Source organism: Candidatus Nitrosopumilus sp. bin_7KS, from assembly GCF_054095835.1.
In genome coordinates this window covers 228,385-245,693 of sequence record NZ_JBSWSO010000002.1, presented here as the reverse complement: position 1 = coordinate 245,693, position 17,309 = coordinate 228,385, and the positions used below count along the sequence as shown (strand labels likewise).

Genomic DNA, 17,309 nt, shown 5'->3' with positions numbered 1-17,309 from the left:
CAACGCTTTTATCACAACTTTCAATGTCCAACTCTGAGGAGATTATCTAATGGTTCTAGAATTACAAAAGCCACGTCCAATTTGGCAAATAATGTTCTCAACACATCACACTGATGTTGGTTTACTCTATCTAATTTCATCACTAGCATTCTTGTTCTTAGGTGGTTCCTTAGCTCTTGCAATTAGAGCAGAATTGTTCTTACCTGGTGCACAAATTATTGGTGATGCTATGACCTTTAACAGAATTTTTACAGTTCACGGTACAACGTTAATTTTCTTGTTTATCATTCCGTTTGCATCTGCAGTTGGTAACTACTATGTTCCAATTATGGTCAGATACAAAGACATGGCTTATCCAAAACTTAATGCAATTGCATTTTGGATGATTCCTCCAGCTGGTGCACTCATCTGGTTAGGATTTGCAGACTTTACTTGGTATGCAACACCTCCGTATTCTATTATTAGCGCACCTGGTCCAGCTGCTGACATGTGGATATTTGGATTAAAAATTTTAGGTATCTCATCAGTACTTGGTGCAATCAACTTTGTAGTAACAATTCTCAAATGTAAACATCCTGACATGTCAATTGGTCAGGTTCCATTGTTAGCATGGTCTTTCTTATCCTCATCTTTGATTATCCTTGTTGCAATTCCAACATTTGCAGCAGCACTTTTGATGTTGTTAACTGATAGACTTGGAGTAAGTGGATTCTTCAATCCTGCAATGGGTGGAGATCCAATTGCATATGCCCACTTGTTTTGGTTTACATTCCATCCTGAAGTGTATGTGTTGGTAATTCCTGCAATTGGTATGATGTATGAAATTATTCCAAGATTTTCAAGAAAACCAATTTACAGTTACAACTCTGGTGTCTTTGCATTTGTTCTGTTATCTATTGTCGGTTTCTCCTCATGGGCTCATCACATGTACGCAACCGGAATGTCATTTACTGAAAAAACTGTATTTATGGTAGGAACTCTTGCAGCAGTTCCTGCATCTGCTATGCACGTATTCAACTTTGTAGCAACAATGTGGAATGGTAGAATTAAATTCTCAACCCCAATGATGTGGGCAGTTGGTGGTATTGCATTATTCTTCTCTGCAGGTGCAGGTGGTGTTGCAAACGCTGCTATGCCATTAGATTTTACAACACACGATACATACTGGGTAGTAGGTCACTTCCATCTCTTTGTGATGGGTACGATTGCATTTGGATCAATAGGTTTCCTATACTACATGTTCCCATATGTAACTGGAAGAATGTACAATGAAACGATGGGTAAAGTTCACTTTGTAATGTCCTTTGTAGGAACTGTTCTAGTATTCTTTACACAACACGTACTTGGTTTGTATGGAATGCCAAGAAGAATTTTTGATTATCCGCCAATCCCAGAATGGATTGCTATGAACCAAATTGCAACAGTAGGAGCAATGATTATTGGTGTCAGTATGGCAATCTTCTTAGCAAACATGATTTACAGTTCTGGAAAAGGAAAACTTGCAAATACCGAAGATCCATTTGGAGTCGGTGGCAAGTACTACTATCCATTTGAGGCAAAGAACCCATCACATTAGGAGATATATGAAATGAGTCACGATAATTCCCAAATTTACAGAACAACTCCAGCTAGAACTGGAAAAATGATGATTATCATGTTAGGTATCTGTCTTGTTGGTGGAGTAATTTTCTTTTCAATGTGGGACTATTGGATTTCAGAACCAGCCCCAGTTGTAGCAATGATGGCAGGTGATTCAGCAACAGCAGGTCCGGCAGCACACACTGGTGCAACTATGACACAAGATCTTCATTTTATTGAATCATCTGACTTTAGGACTTTGGCATTTAACGCGTTACCTGGAGAACCTGATAATAATCCAACAATCAAAATGGCAGTTGGAGACAAAGTAATCTTTAATGTAGATAATGCAGGAAAATCTTTCCACTCATTTGGTGTAACAACTTTAGATGAAGGCTTTGGAGGCGTTGTTGCAGGAAGTGAAGTTGCAACAGCGTCAAATCCACTAAAACCAGGTCAAAGTGGAACTTCTGAGTATATTGCAGGTGAAGAAGGAGTTTTCTATTACATTTGTACAGTTCCAGGTCACAGAGAACAAGGAATGGTAGGTAAAATCATTGTAGGAGATGTTTCAGTTGAAGAAGAAGTAATGGAGGCAGTACCAGAACCAGAAGTAATGGAAAAAGAAATGACTCCCGAACCAGAGGTAATGGAAAAAGTAATGGCCCCAGAACCTGTAGCATTTGATGGTACAATATCTCTTCCAGATGGTTCCGGAGTTCCGGGATGTGATGAAACAAATGAATGCTATATTCCATATCATGTTACAGTTTCAGCAGGTGAAGAAATTACATGGTCAAATGATGACTCTGCAGCTCATACCGTTACAAGTGGATTACCAGGAGCTCCTGATGGAATCTTTGATAGTAGCTTGTTTATGGCTGGCGGTACATTCTCAGTTACACTAGATGATGCAGGTGAGTATCCTTACTATTGTATGGTACATCCTTGGATGACAGGTATAATAACAGTAAATTAGAATAGAAAATATTGGCAATACAATATCTTGCATTAACAACATTGATTGTTTTGTATTCGCTGATGTTTATTGGTGGATATATTTCAGCAGCAGGACTTGGGTTAACTTGTCCTGAGTGGCCATTATGTCCAAACGGCGTAATGCCTTCTGAAGAATATCTTGTTGAATGGGTTCATAGAACAACTGCTGCAACTACTGGGGCATTAGTAATTGCAACTATGGTTGCAAGTCTTATCAACAAGAATTCTGACATGAAAATCAAAATCACCAGTTCCCTTGCAACTGGATTAGTCATTACTCAAATTACATTAGGTGCATTGGTAATTGATACTAAACTTCACGCAGTTCTGGTTGCAATTCATTTAGGGATAGGGATTTGGTTATTTGCTATGGTATTACTAACTGTATTATTTGCATTTAGAATAGCAAAATCTTCAAAATCTATTACCGCTTAGATTTTTTTAATATTTTTGGCAGGTAAATATACAACATTACTCCTAAAAATACAAAAGCGCCTGTAGTTATTGCACCTATGAAGAGTATTCCAAATGGACTTTGTGTTCCCATGTTGAATGTATAAGTCAAAATTCTGTTCGATCCTTCCATGTCATACAAATCAACTTTTACAATATGATTTCCTATGTTTCTCCAGACATAATCAAAATCCCAATGAGAACCTTCTACAAATGTAGGGGGAATTGCATCTACTTGTTGATCGTTATAGTATACTCTAATTCCCATTGTAAAATTATCAACTTCTTCATAATCAAATCCTTTTGTCACTTTGATTAGAAATTGAGATGGCTCATCAATTTGTGGAAATTCAGGCGCTGTCCCTACTTGAACTCTGTAATCTCCAAGTGATTGTTCTGCAGAATTAAACATAGAATGCGCATAAACTGAATCCAATCCAGAATACGATGAAAATATTAAAAGAAAAATCAAGAAAACTGATCGCTTTTTTGCCATTTAAAATATCTGCAAACTTGATGAATATATTGTAAATCAATTTTTATAGGAAAATCTTCAAAACCTTTAAATCCTTATTGGCAAGAAACTCAATCGTTGACCCTCGTAACAAAATCAATCGATATCAAAACACCTGTAGAGAATGTTTTCACCTATTTTGCAAGACCGGAACATGTTTCTGATCAAATCAAAAATGACACAGTAGGCATGACAGTCGTTCCTATGGACATTAAAGAAGGAATGGGTGTTGGTACAACCTTTAGAATTATCGGTGACTTTAGCGGAAAACGATTAGAGTGGGATTGTGAAACAACTGAATTCATTAAAAACGAGAGAATCACTGCCAAGCAAATTGAAGGTCCTTTCAAGAACTGGCAAATTACCAATGAATTCAAAGCATTAGGTAATAATCTTACAAGAGTAACCATGTCAGTAGACTATGATATGCCATTTGGTCCTCTGGGAGCAATTTTGGATAAAGCAAAATTTGCAAAATCTGCTGAAAAAGGAATGGAAACTGCTCTTTACAACGTTAGAGGATTGCTAGAAGGAAACGGTTCAATTCCAGTATACATTACACTAGATGCATACCAGAAACTTCTAGCCGAAAAGAAAAAGATGAATGATGTTCCAGTTTCAACTGCACTTACTGCAATCATTGAAAAATACAATGAAATTGAAGCTAAAACACAAAACTAAATTTTCATTTATTTTAAAATCTTAAGATTAATAACAACTCTGGGCATATCTATTTTGGTGGGTCTATGGCGCAGCCAGGTAGCGCACCGGACTCTTAATCCGGTTGTCAAGGGTCCGAATCCCTTTAGACCCGCTTTTAATTTCTATAAGTAATTTTTTTGAAAAATAAAATTATTGTTATACTTTAATTTCTGTATATTTTTTTGCCAACTCTAGTAGTTCATCAATCCCAAGTGGTTTTGAAATTACTTTGATCAACCCTTCCTTGATTGCTTCTTGACTTTTAGGTTCAAACTCTGAGAAACCAGTTACGATAATGACATTGGCATTTGCATCTATTTCCTTAATCTGCTTGAATGCTTGATATCCATCAAGAATGGGCATATCCCCATCCATTATTACAAGAGAAGGTCTTTTCTCTATGTATTTTTTAACTCCTTCTTCACCATCAAATGCGGTATCTACATCAAATTCATGTAATTCTAAAATTTCTTTGTAGATTCCAATCAAATCTACATCATCTTCTACTACTAGTATTGTTCTACCCATGCCCAGTATAGTATATTCATACTTTATTATTAAATAATACGTAAGTAAAAAATATGACACATTACAAATTATCTATGGATTTTGTCAATGGTTTTTAAGGAAAAATGCAATTGAAATTACTTGAAAACGTATATGCTAGAAATTTTGGAAAAGATATGAAGTTAAGAGGATACATGAAATGAGTCAAAAAGATACTATATCAAAAATTGCACTTGATAGTAACAAGACTACTATTGTTGGTTTAGTTATAGTGATGATTGCAATTACTGCAATCTATCAATTGAGACCTTTTCTAGATGATACTCAATTTTCATATATTGCAATTCCTGCATATGCAATTCTTCCAGCATTAGTTGCAATTTATTCTTCCTTACTTGCAATAAAACTTTACAAACGAAACAGCTATCAGGCAAAAGGATTTATTTTATTTGCTATAGCTGCTGCATTTTGGTTTATTGCCGAACAAATTTGGCAATTGTATGATCATGTGTGGGAAGGAGCCCCATTTCCATCTGAGGCCGATATTTTCTATACTGCAGCTTATCCATTAATGACAATTTTTCTATTCATGTCCCTGAAACCTGTTTTAAGAAAAACTGGACGAAATGTTTGGCTTTTTGCAATTGGATTGTCCATTTCATTTTTGATTCCGTCTGTTTTAGCTGCATATGATGATATGTTTGGAGAAGAAATATTTGCAACCTCAATCGCCCTTTCATATCCAATTTTAGGTGCTATTCAAGTTGTTCCAGCAATTGTTGGTATCATGTATCTTACAAAACAGGGAGCAAGTCTTTCATGGATGTTAATTTTGTTTGGTTTCATTATTTATACAATAGCTGACACATTTTTCTTATTTGCAGAACTTGATGGAACATACTATGATGGACATCCTGTTGATTTGTTATGGCTTTACACCTATGTTCTGATAGTTTTTGCTTTTCACATTCGTCTAAAAATTGCAAATATTCCAGGAGAACAAAATAGTTCAATATTTTTTTCTGAAAATGTACAGTTTGAAACCATTACTAAATTTGGAATTCCATTAACATTAGCAATAGTTTGTATGGTAATTCTCATGGCTCTAGTGCATTCAATATTTATTGAAACTGATCCAGACTCTTCAAATCAAACAATAATGTTGGGCATTGTTGCAATGTTGGGAGTTTTTGCAGCCATAGTTCTCACAATTAACAAAAATCTTTCACGTCTAGTAAAAATGAGAACAACTGAACTCATCGAACAACGGGATAATTTAGAAAATCTTGTTGAAGAGAAAACACATCAAATTCTAAAATCTGAAAGATTATCTGCAATAGGTGAATTATCTGGTCGTCTTGCACATGATTTGAGAAACCCACTATCCGTAATGAAAATGTCTCTTGATTTAATCAAACAATCACCAGCCGATTCAAAATTATCAGATGAGACTGTCATAAAACGTATAAACTTAATTGAAAAAAGCATTGATAGAATTTCTCATCAAGTTGATGATGTTTTAGGCTATGTTAGAAACTCTCCTCTAAATCTGAAAAATGTTTCATTAAAGGAACTTGTTCAAAGTTCTATAGATAAAGTGAATATTCCAAATGATGTACAAATTAAATTGGATAAAAATGATGTAGATATTGACTGTGATTTAGTCAAACTTGATGCCGTGTTTATCAATCTAATAGTTAATTCAATTCAAGCAATGCCTAATGGTGGAAAAATTGAAATTAAAATATCTGAACAAAGTAACTTGGCAGTTTTAAAATTCATTGATTCAGGAGAGGGGATTTCTGATGAAAACAAATCTAAAATCTTTGAGCCTTTGTTTACAACTAAGCAAAAAGGTACTGGATTAGGCTTGGCCAGCTGTAAAAATATTGTTGAGCAGCATCAGGGAGAAATCTCTATAGAAAACAACCCTACTACTTTTACAATAATTCTACCTAAAATTCTTACAATATCGCAAGTAAAACTACAATCAAAATAAAATTATAGTTTTTTTAGTAATGTAAATCTGGGTTTATCTGGTTCTATATCTTCATGCATATCCACATTGCTGACAAATTTGACTTTATAGTTTAACCATCTATTTTGCATGTTGCGTGATTTTTGATTCTCATCGATCTGCTTTTCAATTTCATCAAATTTTTCACAATTCATTATCCATCGTCTTGAAACTCTGAACATTTCTGCAATTCCTTTCTCTAATGTATCATCATCTAGATAATTCATTAATCCATGAGTGAAAACAAAATCTATTGACGAATCCTCAAAAGGCAGATTAGTTATCGACCCATTTTTGAAATTCCCATTTGGTACTTTTTCTTTTGCAATATCTAATGCATGATCATTTAGGTCAATACCTCCAAATTGAATTGTGTCTGGAAATAGTCTTAGATCTATTCCTGTACCGCAACCAATCTCCAAAACACTTGCACAACGTAATGATGTAGCTAAATCTCTCACAAATTTTGCAAATTCTTCATTATATCTTGATTCATTCTCATCTGAATATCTATTCCAAAACTCTTCATTGTAACTCATAGTGTTTTTCAAACAAAGATGTATTTGATATTAGTTGTTAGTGCTGACATTTGCAAGGGATAAGTTTTGTATCAAATGTACAATCATGAGGTCCATCTGATTTTCCTTGTGTGGGAATTTCCTTCATGCAATCATCATGACGGCCTTTTCTACAAAACCAGCAAATTTCTTGTGTTTCTCCTGGAGAGCATGAATCCATAATTTCTAGTCCTTATTGCAGGTAAAAAACTTCATGGAATTTAGATAAATGTCAACCAAGGCAAAAATCTTTCATCTTTACCCATGACTACATCAGTAAATGATTTTTGTAGTGCTTTGGTAATATTGCCCATCTTTCCGTTTCCAATTTTTACTTTGTCTATCTGAGTTACTGACTTTACTTCTGCTGCAGTACCTGTCATGAAAATTTCATCTGCATTGTAAAGATCATCTCGTTCCAAATCACGTTCAATTACAAATCCACCATTCTCTTCGATAATCTGAATAATACTATCTCTGGTGATTCCCTCTAATCCACCAGCTGAAAGTGGAGGAGTTTGAATAATGTCGTCTTTAATTATGAAAATATTTTCAGCACTACCCTCTGCAACTTTGCCATGATAGTTTAACATGATTGCTTCATCATATCCATTTTCTAATGCTTCCATTCTTGCAAGTGCAGCATTTGCATAGTTTGATGCAGCTTTTGCTTGCATTGGCTGAGATCTTGAATCTATTTTGGCCCAACTAGATACTTTACATTTTGCTCCAGAAAATTTACCTGCTTTTGATTCTCCCATCTTCCATTCCCAGCAAGCAATTGAAATATCTACTTTGTTTGTAGTAGGAGTTAATCCCATTGTTCCGTATCCATAATATGCCAGTGGCCTAATGTATGACTCTTTGAGTCCTCCCACTTGAACTGTTTTTACAATTGCATCTGAAATTACTTTTTTTGAGAATTGCATTTTCATAGAATATAGTTTTGCAGATTTGAAAAATCTATCAACATGTTCTGGTAATCTAAAAATTGCAGATCCATTTGGGGTATCATAGCATCTAATTCCTTCAAAAATTGATGTTGAATAGTGTAATGCGTGAGTTAAAACATGAACTTTGGCATCTTTGAATGGGACTAGTTTTCCATTCATCCATATTTTACCAATCTCTTTCATAGGAGAGCAAAAAATCTATGCTAATTTAAAGAATTATTTTTCTTATTGATTTTGAGCCATCTTAAACTACATATCTGATTAGTCGTAAATTATTACCATGGAATGGATTTTGGGCTTTGCTGGAATAATTTTACTTGTGATAGGCTTAGTTGGTCAGGCATTTGAAATGAGAAAAATTCGATTAACTGCATACAAAGATGAAGATTTAGGCTCAGCAAATATTTTCATGAATAAAAGGAATTACAAGTGGTATGCCTTGTTGGGTATAGGTATCGTTCTTTGGTATGTAGCTGAGCGTATGTGAACAGACCTATATGGATCAGGTCTATATACTAGAAACTTCAACTTGTAGTATCGCGTGTTTTGGGTAACGCCGGACTAACTCTAGATAAAGGTCCAAGAATAAACCCATGATGGCGGTTTACAGGTGAAAGCCCGTAACGCCACTTTACATTATTCAAAATTTATGTTTGATATTTCTTGATGTATTGCCTTGATGGCTTTTGCAATATTGTCATGTGTATCTTCTACAACAATAATTATTCGTGATGTTTCTTCTTGTGCATCCATGTTCAATATGTTTAGTCCAGATTCTCCAATTTTTGCACTAGTTCTAGATACAACTTGCTGAACTCTCCACATTTCATCTCCGATTAATGTAATGACTCCTCTGTTGTATGTGATAGTAGCAAGTGAATCAAATGCTAAAAGATATTTTTCATTTCTTTTTACATATTCTCCATCTAAAAATAATATTCTTGAAAATTCAATTCCATCTTTTGTAAATGGTGATAGAATTACAAATTCACTATAATGTTTGTCTTTTTCTAGAGATGTTAATAATTTTTGGATAGCACTTGTCTCAATTCTAAAAATAGCACAGTTTTCTTTTCCTGTAACTATTTTTATTGGGTGTCCTTTTTGTTCCTCTAAATTTCTCTTAATAGTGGTAGTTTTTTCTGGAAATTTCATATTAGTGATAGTAATTGGTATGTCTACACCATTTTCTACAATTTCTTTAATTGCAATTGGATCTAAAATTTTCATTCCAAACATTCCTGCAAGTCTTGCCTCGTTATATGACAATTGAGTAATTTCTCTTAGATCAGAATTAACAATTTTTGGATCTGCTGAAACCACTGAACTGTCTTTTTCAAAATCAATGCTGGTTTCATATTTTTTATGAAATAATATCCCTAGATCAGCCGCTGTTCTATCTGAACCGCCACGCTCGTATGTTGTAGTGATATTCTCTATGGTTTTTCCAATAAATCCACCTATGGTAACTACCTCATTATTCTCTACAAGATCTACGGTTTTGTTCATTCTCTCTCTAGATTCTGCAGCAAGAAAATTTGTAAATTCTATATTTTTATCTGTAATTATTGGCCAATCATCAAATTTCACTGCTTCAGATTTGATGCCATTGCTTCGTAGAATATGATTCATGACGTGAGACATCAAAATCTCCCCTGAAAATGCTAATGCTTTAGAGCGTACTTCATTTGCAAATTCTTTATTGGTATAGGCCTCATCTAGTGCACTTTGTGCTTTTTCTAGATGATAATCAATTGTTTTTATACAATTTTCCTTGTTATTCTCATCTACTTTACCAAGAATTTTTTGATAAGTTGATTTTACAATATCTAAAGATGGTTTTTCTCCTTTCTCTGCATTTCTACCCTGCTCTAACACAACATCAGTCAATGAACGTTTTTTTTCATCATAAATTGTTAATGGTGCTGAAAAAACTGCAATAACTTTAGAGTCTGTTTTTAATTTATCAATTCTCTGAATAACTTTTGGAATAAATTCACCATTTGGACCTAGTGCACTGCCACCGAATTTGGCAACTATTAGCTTAGTCATAGTACTTTATCAAATCAAAATCGCCTTCTATTAAGCATTTGATTGTTATTTTGTTAATTTTTGAATAATTTCAGCTGCTATCTTTGCACCTGTTGTGTTTACTTGAATTCGTTTTTCTTCTAATTTCTCTAAAATTAATTCTTGTAATCTGTCTAGATCTTCAAAAACAAAACCTAGTTCCTTTGCATTATCTTCTTGCTCAAAATGTCCCTTTATGGGAATGAATATTGCAGGAGTACCATATGCCTTAGCCTCATCTATAGTTGATTTCCCTGCCAATGAAATGATTACATCTGCTGCAAAAATTAATTCATGTAAGTTATCCACAAATCCTAGATTTCTTACATTTTCATATTTTTTGTTTACTGCTGGTCCTGAAACTAAAACTATGTCTAGCTCTTGATTAATTTTTGAGATGCTCTGTAGTGATTTTTCAATTAGAAATAATCCTGCACTTGTACCACCAATTGATATGAGTATGGTCTTTTTTTCAAAAGAAAACTTTTTTCTTAATTCATCTCTAGTTGAATTAATTTGTCTGACTATGGAGCCTACCATTTTGACATTGTCATAGTCATCTCCATTTTCTGGAAATATTACAACATCACATTTTTTTATAATCTCTTGCATTGATTTATTCATTTTTTTTTCTATAAATGATGCTATGCCTTTAGTGAAACGTGTCTCAAAAACATCAGTGACTAATACTGTTGGGATTTTAATATTTTGTGCAACAGTTAGTGATGCAAAATCTTCATCACTAATTAACAAATCTGGTTTATTGTTTTCAAGTAATTTTTCTGAAATGTTTTTACAATCTCTATAATATTGATAATAATTCCACAACCATTTTGCTGGATTCTTTAAAGTTCCATTTTCAATAATGAAAGATGGTGGATTGTAAAGATCTTGTACTTTGAAATTTAATTTTTTTAGAATTTTTGCAGCACCGCTTCCAGTGATAAAATCTGTTGAAATGTTTTCAAAATTGTTTACAATTGCAATGTCTCGAGTTACATGACCTAATCCAATTGGGCTGGAAAAAAAACTATAATCATTCATGATTTTCTTGATTTCTTATCAAATTTCTAGATTTTCTCTTGTCTCAAAGTTTAAATGGATTTTAACAAGGTAGGTTTCTGGGCTCATAGTCCAGGTCGGTTATGACGTCGCCCTTACACGGCGAAGATCCGGGGTTCAAATCCCCGTGGGCCCATTTTTGTTCCCAATATGGGGGGTGGGCCCAAAAGAGAAATTAGATTTTGATACATGTGTTGCCAGTGGAGTTTTTCTTTTTCTAAAAGGGTTCAAGTCTCAACGGATTCATACCTAAGAAGAGTATACTTTATGACTGACTTTTTTTTTCAGAAAAAGAAAATGAAAACTAGTCTATGGAGTTTCTTCAGAGATATCATTAATGGTGACATAAACACGAAACTCACTCTCATCAATTTTTACTGAGATATCATCAATTGTTGAATAGTATTTTTTGTTCTCATCAGAATCCTTCAAGTCAAGTGTTGTGAGTAATCCGTGAGATATCAGATATGATATGTTCTCAGATAATGAAAAGCTGCCATATCTTACCCTTGATGCAATCTCCCATAGAGTCAGAGGATAATCAAATGCAATATCCATGATGTGTTTTTTGAGTGGATCATCATAAGCATTTAAGATTGCGTTTTTTAGTGACTCATCTTTGATTTCTATTTTATGTTTTGATTGGGGTTCCTGATGACATATCTTATCTAATGTTTTTTTGATTGTTGATGAGCCGTCATGGCCCATAATTTTTTCTGTGATACACTCAAACTTTTCAAAGTCTTTCAGTGATGATGCAAGTGTTATCTGATACTGCTCAAATAAATTATTTTTGATTTTTGTGATATCATCATTGTCTACAAAATCTGTAAATGTTTTCTCAAAAGGAGTGGCAAGGAGAGTCTCCATTGCAGTCATGGGTAGACTACTCCTAATTTTGCTGTGGGCAAACGTGATAGGTTTACCTGCAATCTTATCTGGCTGATTTTAGTTGATACACTAAACTCTGCCTTTGAAATTATTTTGTCAAACACTCTAACACGTTTTTCTGATTTTGTATATCCAACAGGCAAGATGAATCCGTCATGTAACAGCTCATTGAACTTGCGGTATGCTGAAGACAATGAGACTCCGCATTTTTCAAGAAGCTCATCTTTTGCAATTGGTTTGTCAATGTGCAATAGAATCTTGCGCTTTACTGGATCACTGTAGATGTCTATTATTTTTTCTGCAAGGCTGTGTTCATACAGCTCAATCCACAAGGTATGGTCATGATCCTTGCTTATTGTAAGAGCTGACTTTATTGCATGTCTTGGAAGCTTGTTCTCACATGCAAGCATTGTTCTCTCACCTGGTTCAAGATTGTTGTTTGCGTCTCGAATTGTATCCATGCATAATAGTTGGGAAAACTGGTTTGGCATTGTACCATGATATAGGTCAAAATCTTACTTAAGAAATTCTACCCTTTGTTATTTTTGGAAAAAAAATTATTGCTTAAATAGAAGCAAAAATTTGTGCCTAAAAAAGAGGGGTTTAACCCCTTCCCATTGCGGCATACTTGCCTTTTCTGCCTCGAAGAAAGAATGTTGTTGCAACTCCGCCAAAAACTCCCGCAGACAAGATGGATGCTCCAACTATTCCATCAGCTGCAAATACAGGAGTGCCAGAACCTGTTGCATCTTTATGTGTTGCAATCTCTACTTTGATTCTAGAGTCTTTCATTCCTTCATATAGTCCCTTTTCAGAAATATCATACTGTGCAAAGGCTGGCTGTATCATAACAACTAGCAATGCAAGTGATACTCCTGTTAACAAAACAGATTGTTTTTGCATGAGAGTGTAATTGCATACATGTGATAAAAAACCCAAATCATTTTCTCAATAAAAATAATTTCTTGCTAGTGTTTTATGTAATTGTAACCTATATGACACATGTACAAAGTGTTTGTAGTATTTTTGATGTTGATGTTATCTGCATCATCTATTAATCATGTGTATGCTGCACAACTGGATGCAGCAATTGCAAAAGATTCAGACGAATTTATCCCAACATATCAATTTACAAGAATAATTACAATAACCTATGATGGTGATGCAGAACTACAAAGATTGATGGGTAACGGCATCAAGGTATCATTTGATCTTGACAAAACAAATTCTAACTCTATCATATCTCAGATAAATGCAGAACTAGAGAAAAAATCTTTTGCAAAGGTTACTGATATCTCTGGAAAATACTCTGCACTTGTATCAGTGCAGGAAAAATCAATCGGTATAGAGTATAGAATAATACTAAACCCTACAATTCAGAACCACTATGTTGGAGATTCAAGTACTTTGGATTCTCAATGGAGGGGATTCTCAATTGAGGGAGTGATACCTGTAGATACTGAATTTGGAGAATATGATATCAACTCTCCAAGCAGTGTTCTTGCAGTATCTCATGGTACGGCATTAGAATATTTGTCTGGTAGTGAGGCAATGGGGATACTTGAGAGCCCCCTAATTGATGCTGCAGGAATTTCTGAATTTCCACTACATAGATGGGAATCCATGTTTGATCCTACTGCCAAGATGAGTGAGACTGTAGATTTCAAGTTTTCAGGCACAGTAATTACCAATTATTCAATGGGAATATGCACAGTATACCTTGGATTCTGTGAAGACAAAAAGATGTATCAGGAATTTACAATTGACGGAGAAGAGTATTCAATTCGCTCAATAGAGTCCCAAGATGATGCAACAATTGTCATTGAAGGATATGTCAGCGAATCTAGGATAGGAAAAGTTGAGGTATTCACAATTCAGGATGATGCACCAGTTATTGTAAAAGAAGATGACATGCAGGTAATTACAATGTATGGTATATCTGGACTTGGGGTTGCAGCAGCTGTAGGATTCTTTGTAATTAGTGACAGAAAGGCAAAGAGAACTAGCTCAGAGCAGTCAGGAATTGATCCTGCACATTTGGAGTCAGTTCCAATATCAAGTTCTGCTGGGAGATATCAGACAAACCGAGGAACATCACAACTAAAGGGATGATATTTCTTTTCAAAGCAATCTATTTTTTTATTTTTCTAAACTCAATTTTCATGCCTATCAGCGTCCATTTCTATTCCCAAGATGGTGTAGGTGAATCCCCGTGAAGTTGAATCGAATCTTTTTTTATCTACAAAAATGGTTCAAACCTTTTTGGATTCCACTTTGCGTCTTTTTAATTCCCCAAAACAGTATCTGGCCTCTATAGAATTGAATCTAAAAAGATGAAAAATGAGACCATGTTTTCTAAAGTATTCCTAGTTGTGATAAAACATCTAAATTTTATTTACAAATAAAAGAAAATATGATTGTTTTACAACATACATATTATCAATATCAAATGTTATGGTTCTTAGTTTGTGTAATACATCACTTAGTGTTATGTTGTCTTTTTGATATTCAGAAATTAAATGTTCTATTGTTTTCTGTTCAGTTTTTGGTATTTTTTTATTAAAATGACCATACATCCTTCGTAATACATTTGCATGTCTTGATCGAGTTGGTATTTTGGATAAAATACTCTTTAGGTGTTTCTCATAACTATCTAACATGTCTTCAATGTGCAGTTTTTTTTGATTTGCAACAATTTTTCCTAATTTATTTAATTCTATCTGGCTACATGCCATGAAAAGAAATTTGTTAAAAGTATGAAATTTTATTAGTTTATTCATAGATGGCTTGGTTTTTACATCTTCGAATCTTTCTAGTACGTAATTCCTAACATCTGAAAATTTTAATGATTTTTGGCTCATCACACAAAAAATTTTTCTACAGTATTTGAAGAATTTTAATATCTTTTTCTAGTGCTAATTGTTAATTGATGTACGTTTATCATCAACTTCAAGAGTAAGTGATTAGAAGTTGGTAAAAATTGGTTTTCATCAAACCATTTAAAGCATTTATTCTCAGATATGATATGAAATTAATCTGGTTTGTGCTACCTCTAGTGTTATTTGGGATTGTGGGAATGCAGGAATCTCTAGCAGATGAAACTAAAGTAAATGAAAATCCTTCAGTAACCCAACAGGAGTTAAAAGTAATGGTTGAGAATTGGATGAATAATCCTGATGAGGATGATACAAACCAACGCCTAGAGATTATGAAAATATATTATGCATTTGAAGAAACAGGAGGAAAATTATCTCATGATCAAGAAGGACTAGTCTTGATGAATCAGATTAGAAAAATGGTGAGTCTTGATATTCCAAAAGTTGAACTTGATCAAATGAGGAAACAAGTACGTATAGATCTGGGATTAGAAACTCCGTCTGAAATCAAAACTCTATTCGTTGACTCTAACTTGGTTGATTGTGTAGGTGTTGGTCCACAAAAATGCATGAAAGTTCGTGAAGACACTAATTCTGATTGGAAGAATTTCTATAGTTCTATTGAAGGATTTGACTTTGTTGAAGGAAAATCTTATCAAATTTCAGTTAAAGTAACTGATATCTCAAACCCCCCTGCTGATGCATCAAGTAAAAAATATGAACTTGTAGAAATCCTTGATAAAAAATCATTTGCAAAACATATTCCATACAAAAATATTTGTGCTCCTGGATTTGTTCCACTTGGAAATATTTGTGTATTAAATGACCGATGTGGACCTGGAATTTATCCAGGAAAAGTCTGTGTCATGGATGGAAAAGAGCAACCTTACCTTAGACCATCACAACAAGGAAATGCAGGAATTGCTGCCTCTGATGTAATTTGTTCAGAAGGAACAAATCTAATTTTCAAATCTCATGATGGCTCCCCTGCATGTGTAAATGACCAATCCAAACAAAAATTCCTAGAACGTGGATGGCAGACATCCTATCCCGTTTTTGCATGTACATTACAGTATGCACCAGTATGTGGCATTGATGGCAAAACATATGGTAACATGTGTATGATAGAATCAAATCATATTGCAGTAAACCATGTTGGAGAATGTACTGACATTACACTAACTGACTCTGATGAAGTTCCATCTTTGTTTGAGAATATTCTTAGTTACACATCAAATCCGTTAAAATCTGATCCTGAAAAGGGTTATTCTGTTTTAGAAATTGCAGATGGCGTGTATTGGTTAGTCTCAAGTGGATATCAGACTATGTTTATGACTACGGGACAGGGGGTAGTTGCAGTTGATGCACCTTCCCCAATAGGAGAAAAATATCTTGATGCAATAAAAGATGTAACTGATGAACCAATAACTCACATGATTTACTCGCACCATCATCAAGATCATACTGGTGCTGCAGGAGAAATATTTCCCTCTGACATAACTTACATTGCTCACAAAGATGCTACAGAACTTTTAAAAGAAGAAAATAATCCCGACAGACCAATTCCAAATCAAATAGTTGAGGGTGATTATACCAGATTAGAAATTGGCAACAAAATAATTGAACTTTACAACTTGGGTGATTTTCATTCTAAAGGAAACTTGCTGATTTTATTGCCAGAACAAAAAATTGCAATGCTTGATGATTTGATGAGACCTGGAGAATCTCCATATCGAGCATTTGGAGTTACTCCTGACATTGATCTTTATTTGCAAACCCATGATACTTTGCAAACCATTGATTTTGAAGTTCTAATTTCAGGACATACTGAACTTTTAGCAACAAAAAAACATGTTGAAACAAACAAAATATTCACATTAGATGTAATGAAAAATGCTCAAAGTGCATTAGATTCATCTGATTCTACACCGATTGAAACTTGCACCACAAATACAATTTTACAATGGACTGGAAAACTTGGAAATCTAGATGCATTCATGACTGATCACTGTACTGCAATGGTAGAGCATCTTAGTTCACAATAATCTAAGATGAATTAGATTAGATGAACTCAAAAATTATTATTTTACTTCTATCTGCGTCCATTTTTATCCCCCAAATTGGTAGGTG

Annotated in this window: 19 protein-coding genes and 2 tRNA genes; 10 read left to right on the top strand and 11 right to left on the bottom strand. The window is 34.2% G+C overall.

All coding sequences use genetic code 11. The annotated features are described in order from the left end of the window. The first annotated feature begins 49 nt into the window (after nt 1-49). Genes ACW9W4_RS01815 through ACW9W4_RS01805 form a run of 3 tightly spaced genes read left to right on the top strand, consistent with a single transcriptional unit; the run spans nt 50 to nt 3,012 of the window. Nucleotides 50-1,576: a cytochrome c oxidase subunit I gene (locus ACW9W4_RS01815; protein ID WP_457760821.1), complete on the top strand. Its 1,527-nt coding sequence runs from the start codon at nt 50-52 to the stop codon at nt 1,574-1,576. Nucleotides 1,577-1,588: 12 nt separating this feature from the next. Continuing rightward, nucleotides 1,589-2,557, top strand: coding sequence for a plastocyanin/azurin family copper-binding protein (locus ACW9W4_RS01810; RefSeq protein ID WP_457760820.1), 969 nt, complete (start codon nt 1,589-1,591; stop codon nt 2,555-2,557). A gap of 11 nt (nt 2,558-2,568) precedes the next feature. Continuing rightward, nucleotides 2,569-3,012: a COX15/CtaA family protein gene (locus ACW9W4_RS01805; protein WP_457760819.1), complete on the top strand. Its 444-nt coding sequence runs from the start codon at nt 2,569-2,571 to the stop codon at nt 3,010-3,012. On the opposite strand, the gene ACW9W4_RS01800 is transcribed toward ACW9W4_RS01805, so the two are convergent. Then, nucleotides 3,002-3,526: a hypothetical protein gene (locus tag ACW9W4_RS01800; protein WP_457760818.1), complete on the bottom strand. Its 525-nt coding sequence runs from the start codon at nt 3,524-3,526 to the stop codon at nt 3,002-3,004. The two genes, ACW9W4_RS01805 and ACW9W4_RS01800, sit on opposite strands and share 11 nt — an antisense overlap. A gap of 96 nt (nt 3,527-3,622) precedes the next feature. Here ACW9W4_RS01800 and ACW9W4_RS01795 point away from each other — a divergent pair, with 96 nt between their 5' ends. Further along, complete coding sequence (locus ACW9W4_RS01795) at nt 3,623-4,225, top strand: SRPBCC family protein (protein WP_457760817.1); 603 nt, start codon at nt 3,623-3,625, stop codon at nt 4,223-4,225. A 59-nt stretch (nt 4,226-4,284) separates the two neighbouring features. Continuing rightward, nucleotides 4,285-4,358: transfer RNA gene (locus ACW9W4_RS01790), tRNA-Lys, on the top strand. A gap of 44 nt (nt 4,359-4,402) precedes the next feature. Here ACW9W4_RS01790 and ACW9W4_RS01785 read toward each other — a convergent pair. Further along, complete coding sequence (locus ACW9W4_RS01785; protein ID WP_457760816.1) at nt 4,403-4,774, bottom strand: response regulator; 372 nt, start codon at nt 4,772-4,774, stop codon at nt 4,403-4,405. 178 nt (nt 4,775-4,952) lie between these two features. Between ACW9W4_RS01785 and ACW9W4_RS01780 the strand changes: the two genes are divergently transcribed. Further along, nucleotides 4,953-6,752 (top strand): sensor histidine kinase, encoded by a 1,800-nt coding sequence (locus ACW9W4_RS01780; protein WP_457760815.1) that lies wholly within the window; start codon nt 4,953-4,955, stop codon nt 6,750-6,752. A gap of 2 nt (nt 6,753-6,754) precedes the next feature. Here the strand turns inward: ACW9W4_RS01780 and ACW9W4_RS01775 are convergent, their stop codons facing one another. The 3 genes from ACW9W4_RS01775 to ACW9W4_RS01765 are packed head-to-tail and all read right to left on the bottom strand — an operon-like array spanning nt 6,755 to nt 8,463. After that, nucleotides 6,755-7,309, bottom strand: coding sequence for a class I SAM-dependent methyltransferase (locus ACW9W4_RS01775; RefSeq protein WP_457760814.1), 555 nt, complete (start codon nt 7,307-7,309; stop codon nt 6,755-6,757). A gap of 37 nt (nt 7,310-7,346) precedes the next feature. Further along, nucleotides 7,347-7,508, bottom strand: a complete 162-nt coding sequence (locus tag ACW9W4_RS01770) for a hypothetical protein (protein ID WP_179362911.1) — start codon at nt 7,506-7,508, stop codon at nt 7,347-7,349. Nucleotides 7,509-7,548: 40 nt separating this feature from the next. Further along, a complete protein-coding gene (locus ACW9W4_RS01765) occupies nt 7,549-8,463 on the bottom strand; it encodes a branched-chain amino acid transaminase (RefSeq protein WP_457760813.1) in 915 nt (304 codons plus the stop codon). Between the two features lie 97 nt (nt 8,464-8,560). Here ACW9W4_RS01765 and ACW9W4_RS01760 point away from each other — a divergent pair, with 97 nt between their 5' ends. Beyond that, entirely contained in the window at nt 8,561-8,767 is a 207-nt protein-coding gene (locus ACW9W4_RS01760) for a hypothetical protein (protein ID WP_457760812.1), read from the top strand. Nucleotides 8,768-8,916: 149 nt separating this feature from the next. Here ACW9W4_RS01760 and ACW9W4_RS01755 read toward each other — a convergent pair whose 3' ends face one another. Both ACW9W4_RS01755 and ACW9W4_RS01750 read right to left on the bottom strand, forming a co-directional pair. Continuing rightward, nucleotides 8,917-10,332, bottom strand: a complete 1,416-nt coding sequence (locus ACW9W4_RS01755; protein ID WP_457760811.1) for an amino acid kinase family protein — start codon at nt 10,330-10,332, stop codon at nt 8,917-8,919. 45 nt (nt 10,333-10,377) lie between these two features. Further along, the gene (locus ACW9W4_RS01750) at nt 10,378-11,394 is read right to left on the bottom strand and encodes a glycosyltransferase (RefSeq protein WP_457760810.1); all 1,017 of its coding nucleotides are present in this window, start codon (nt 11,392-11,394) and stop codon (nt 10,378-10,380) included. Between the two features lie 79 nt (nt 11,395-11,473). Here ACW9W4_RS01750 and ACW9W4_RS01745 point away from each other — a divergent pair. Then, nucleotides 11,474-11,548 (top strand) — tRNA-Val (locus ACW9W4_RS01745). Between the two features lie 173 nt (nt 11,549-11,721). On the opposite strand, the gene ACW9W4_RS01740 is transcribed toward ACW9W4_RS01745, so the two are convergent. The 3 genes from ACW9W4_RS01740 to ACW9W4_RS01730 form a co-directional block, all read right to left on the bottom strand. Then, nucleotides 11,722-12,291 carry a hypothetical protein gene (locus tag ACW9W4_RS01740; protein ID WP_457760809.1) on the bottom strand — a complete coding sequence of 190 codons (570 nt, stop codon included), beginning with the start codon at nt 12,289-12,291 and terminating at the stop codon, nt 11,722-11,724. After that, a complete protein-coding gene (locus tag ACW9W4_RS01735; RefSeq protein ID WP_457760808.1) occupies nt 12,288-12,764 on the bottom strand; it encodes a hypothetical protein in 477 nt (158 codons plus the stop codon). Before ACW9W4_RS01735 ends, ACW9W4_RS01740 begins: the two co-directional genes overlap by 4 nt. Before the next feature lie 142 nt (nt 12,765-12,906). Beyond that, nucleotides 12,907-13,206, bottom strand: a complete 300-nt coding sequence (locus ACW9W4_RS01730) for a hypothetical protein (RefSeq protein ID WP_457760807.1) — start codon at nt 13,204-13,206, stop codon at nt 12,907-12,909. Between the two features lie 99 nt (nt 13,207-13,305). Here ACW9W4_RS01730 and ACW9W4_RS01725 point away from each other — a divergent pair, with 99 nt between their 5' ends. Then, complete coding sequence (locus tag ACW9W4_RS01725; protein WP_457760806.1) at nt 13,306-14,415, top strand: hypothetical protein; 1,110 nt, start codon at nt 13,306-13,308, stop codon at nt 14,413-14,415. Nucleotides 14,416-14,687: 272 nt separating this feature from the next. Here ACW9W4_RS01725 and ACW9W4_RS01720 read toward each other — a convergent pair whose 3' ends face one another. Continuing rightward, the gene (locus tag ACW9W4_RS01720) at nt 14,688-15,038 is read right to left on the bottom strand and encodes a DUF1722 domain-containing protein (protein WP_457760805.1); all 351 of its coding nucleotides are present in this window, start codon (nt 15,036-15,038) and stop codon (nt 14,688-14,690) included. A gap of 290 nt (nt 15,039-15,328) precedes the next feature. On the opposite strand from ACW9W4_RS01720, the gene ACW9W4_RS01715 reads away from it, so the two are divergent. After that, a complete protein-coding gene (locus ACW9W4_RS01715) occupies nt 15,329-17,224 on the top strand; it encodes a DUF4377 domain-containing protein (protein WP_457760804.1) in 1,896 nt (631 codons plus the stop codon). The last annotated feature ends 85 nt before the right edge of the window (nt 17,225-17,309 follow it).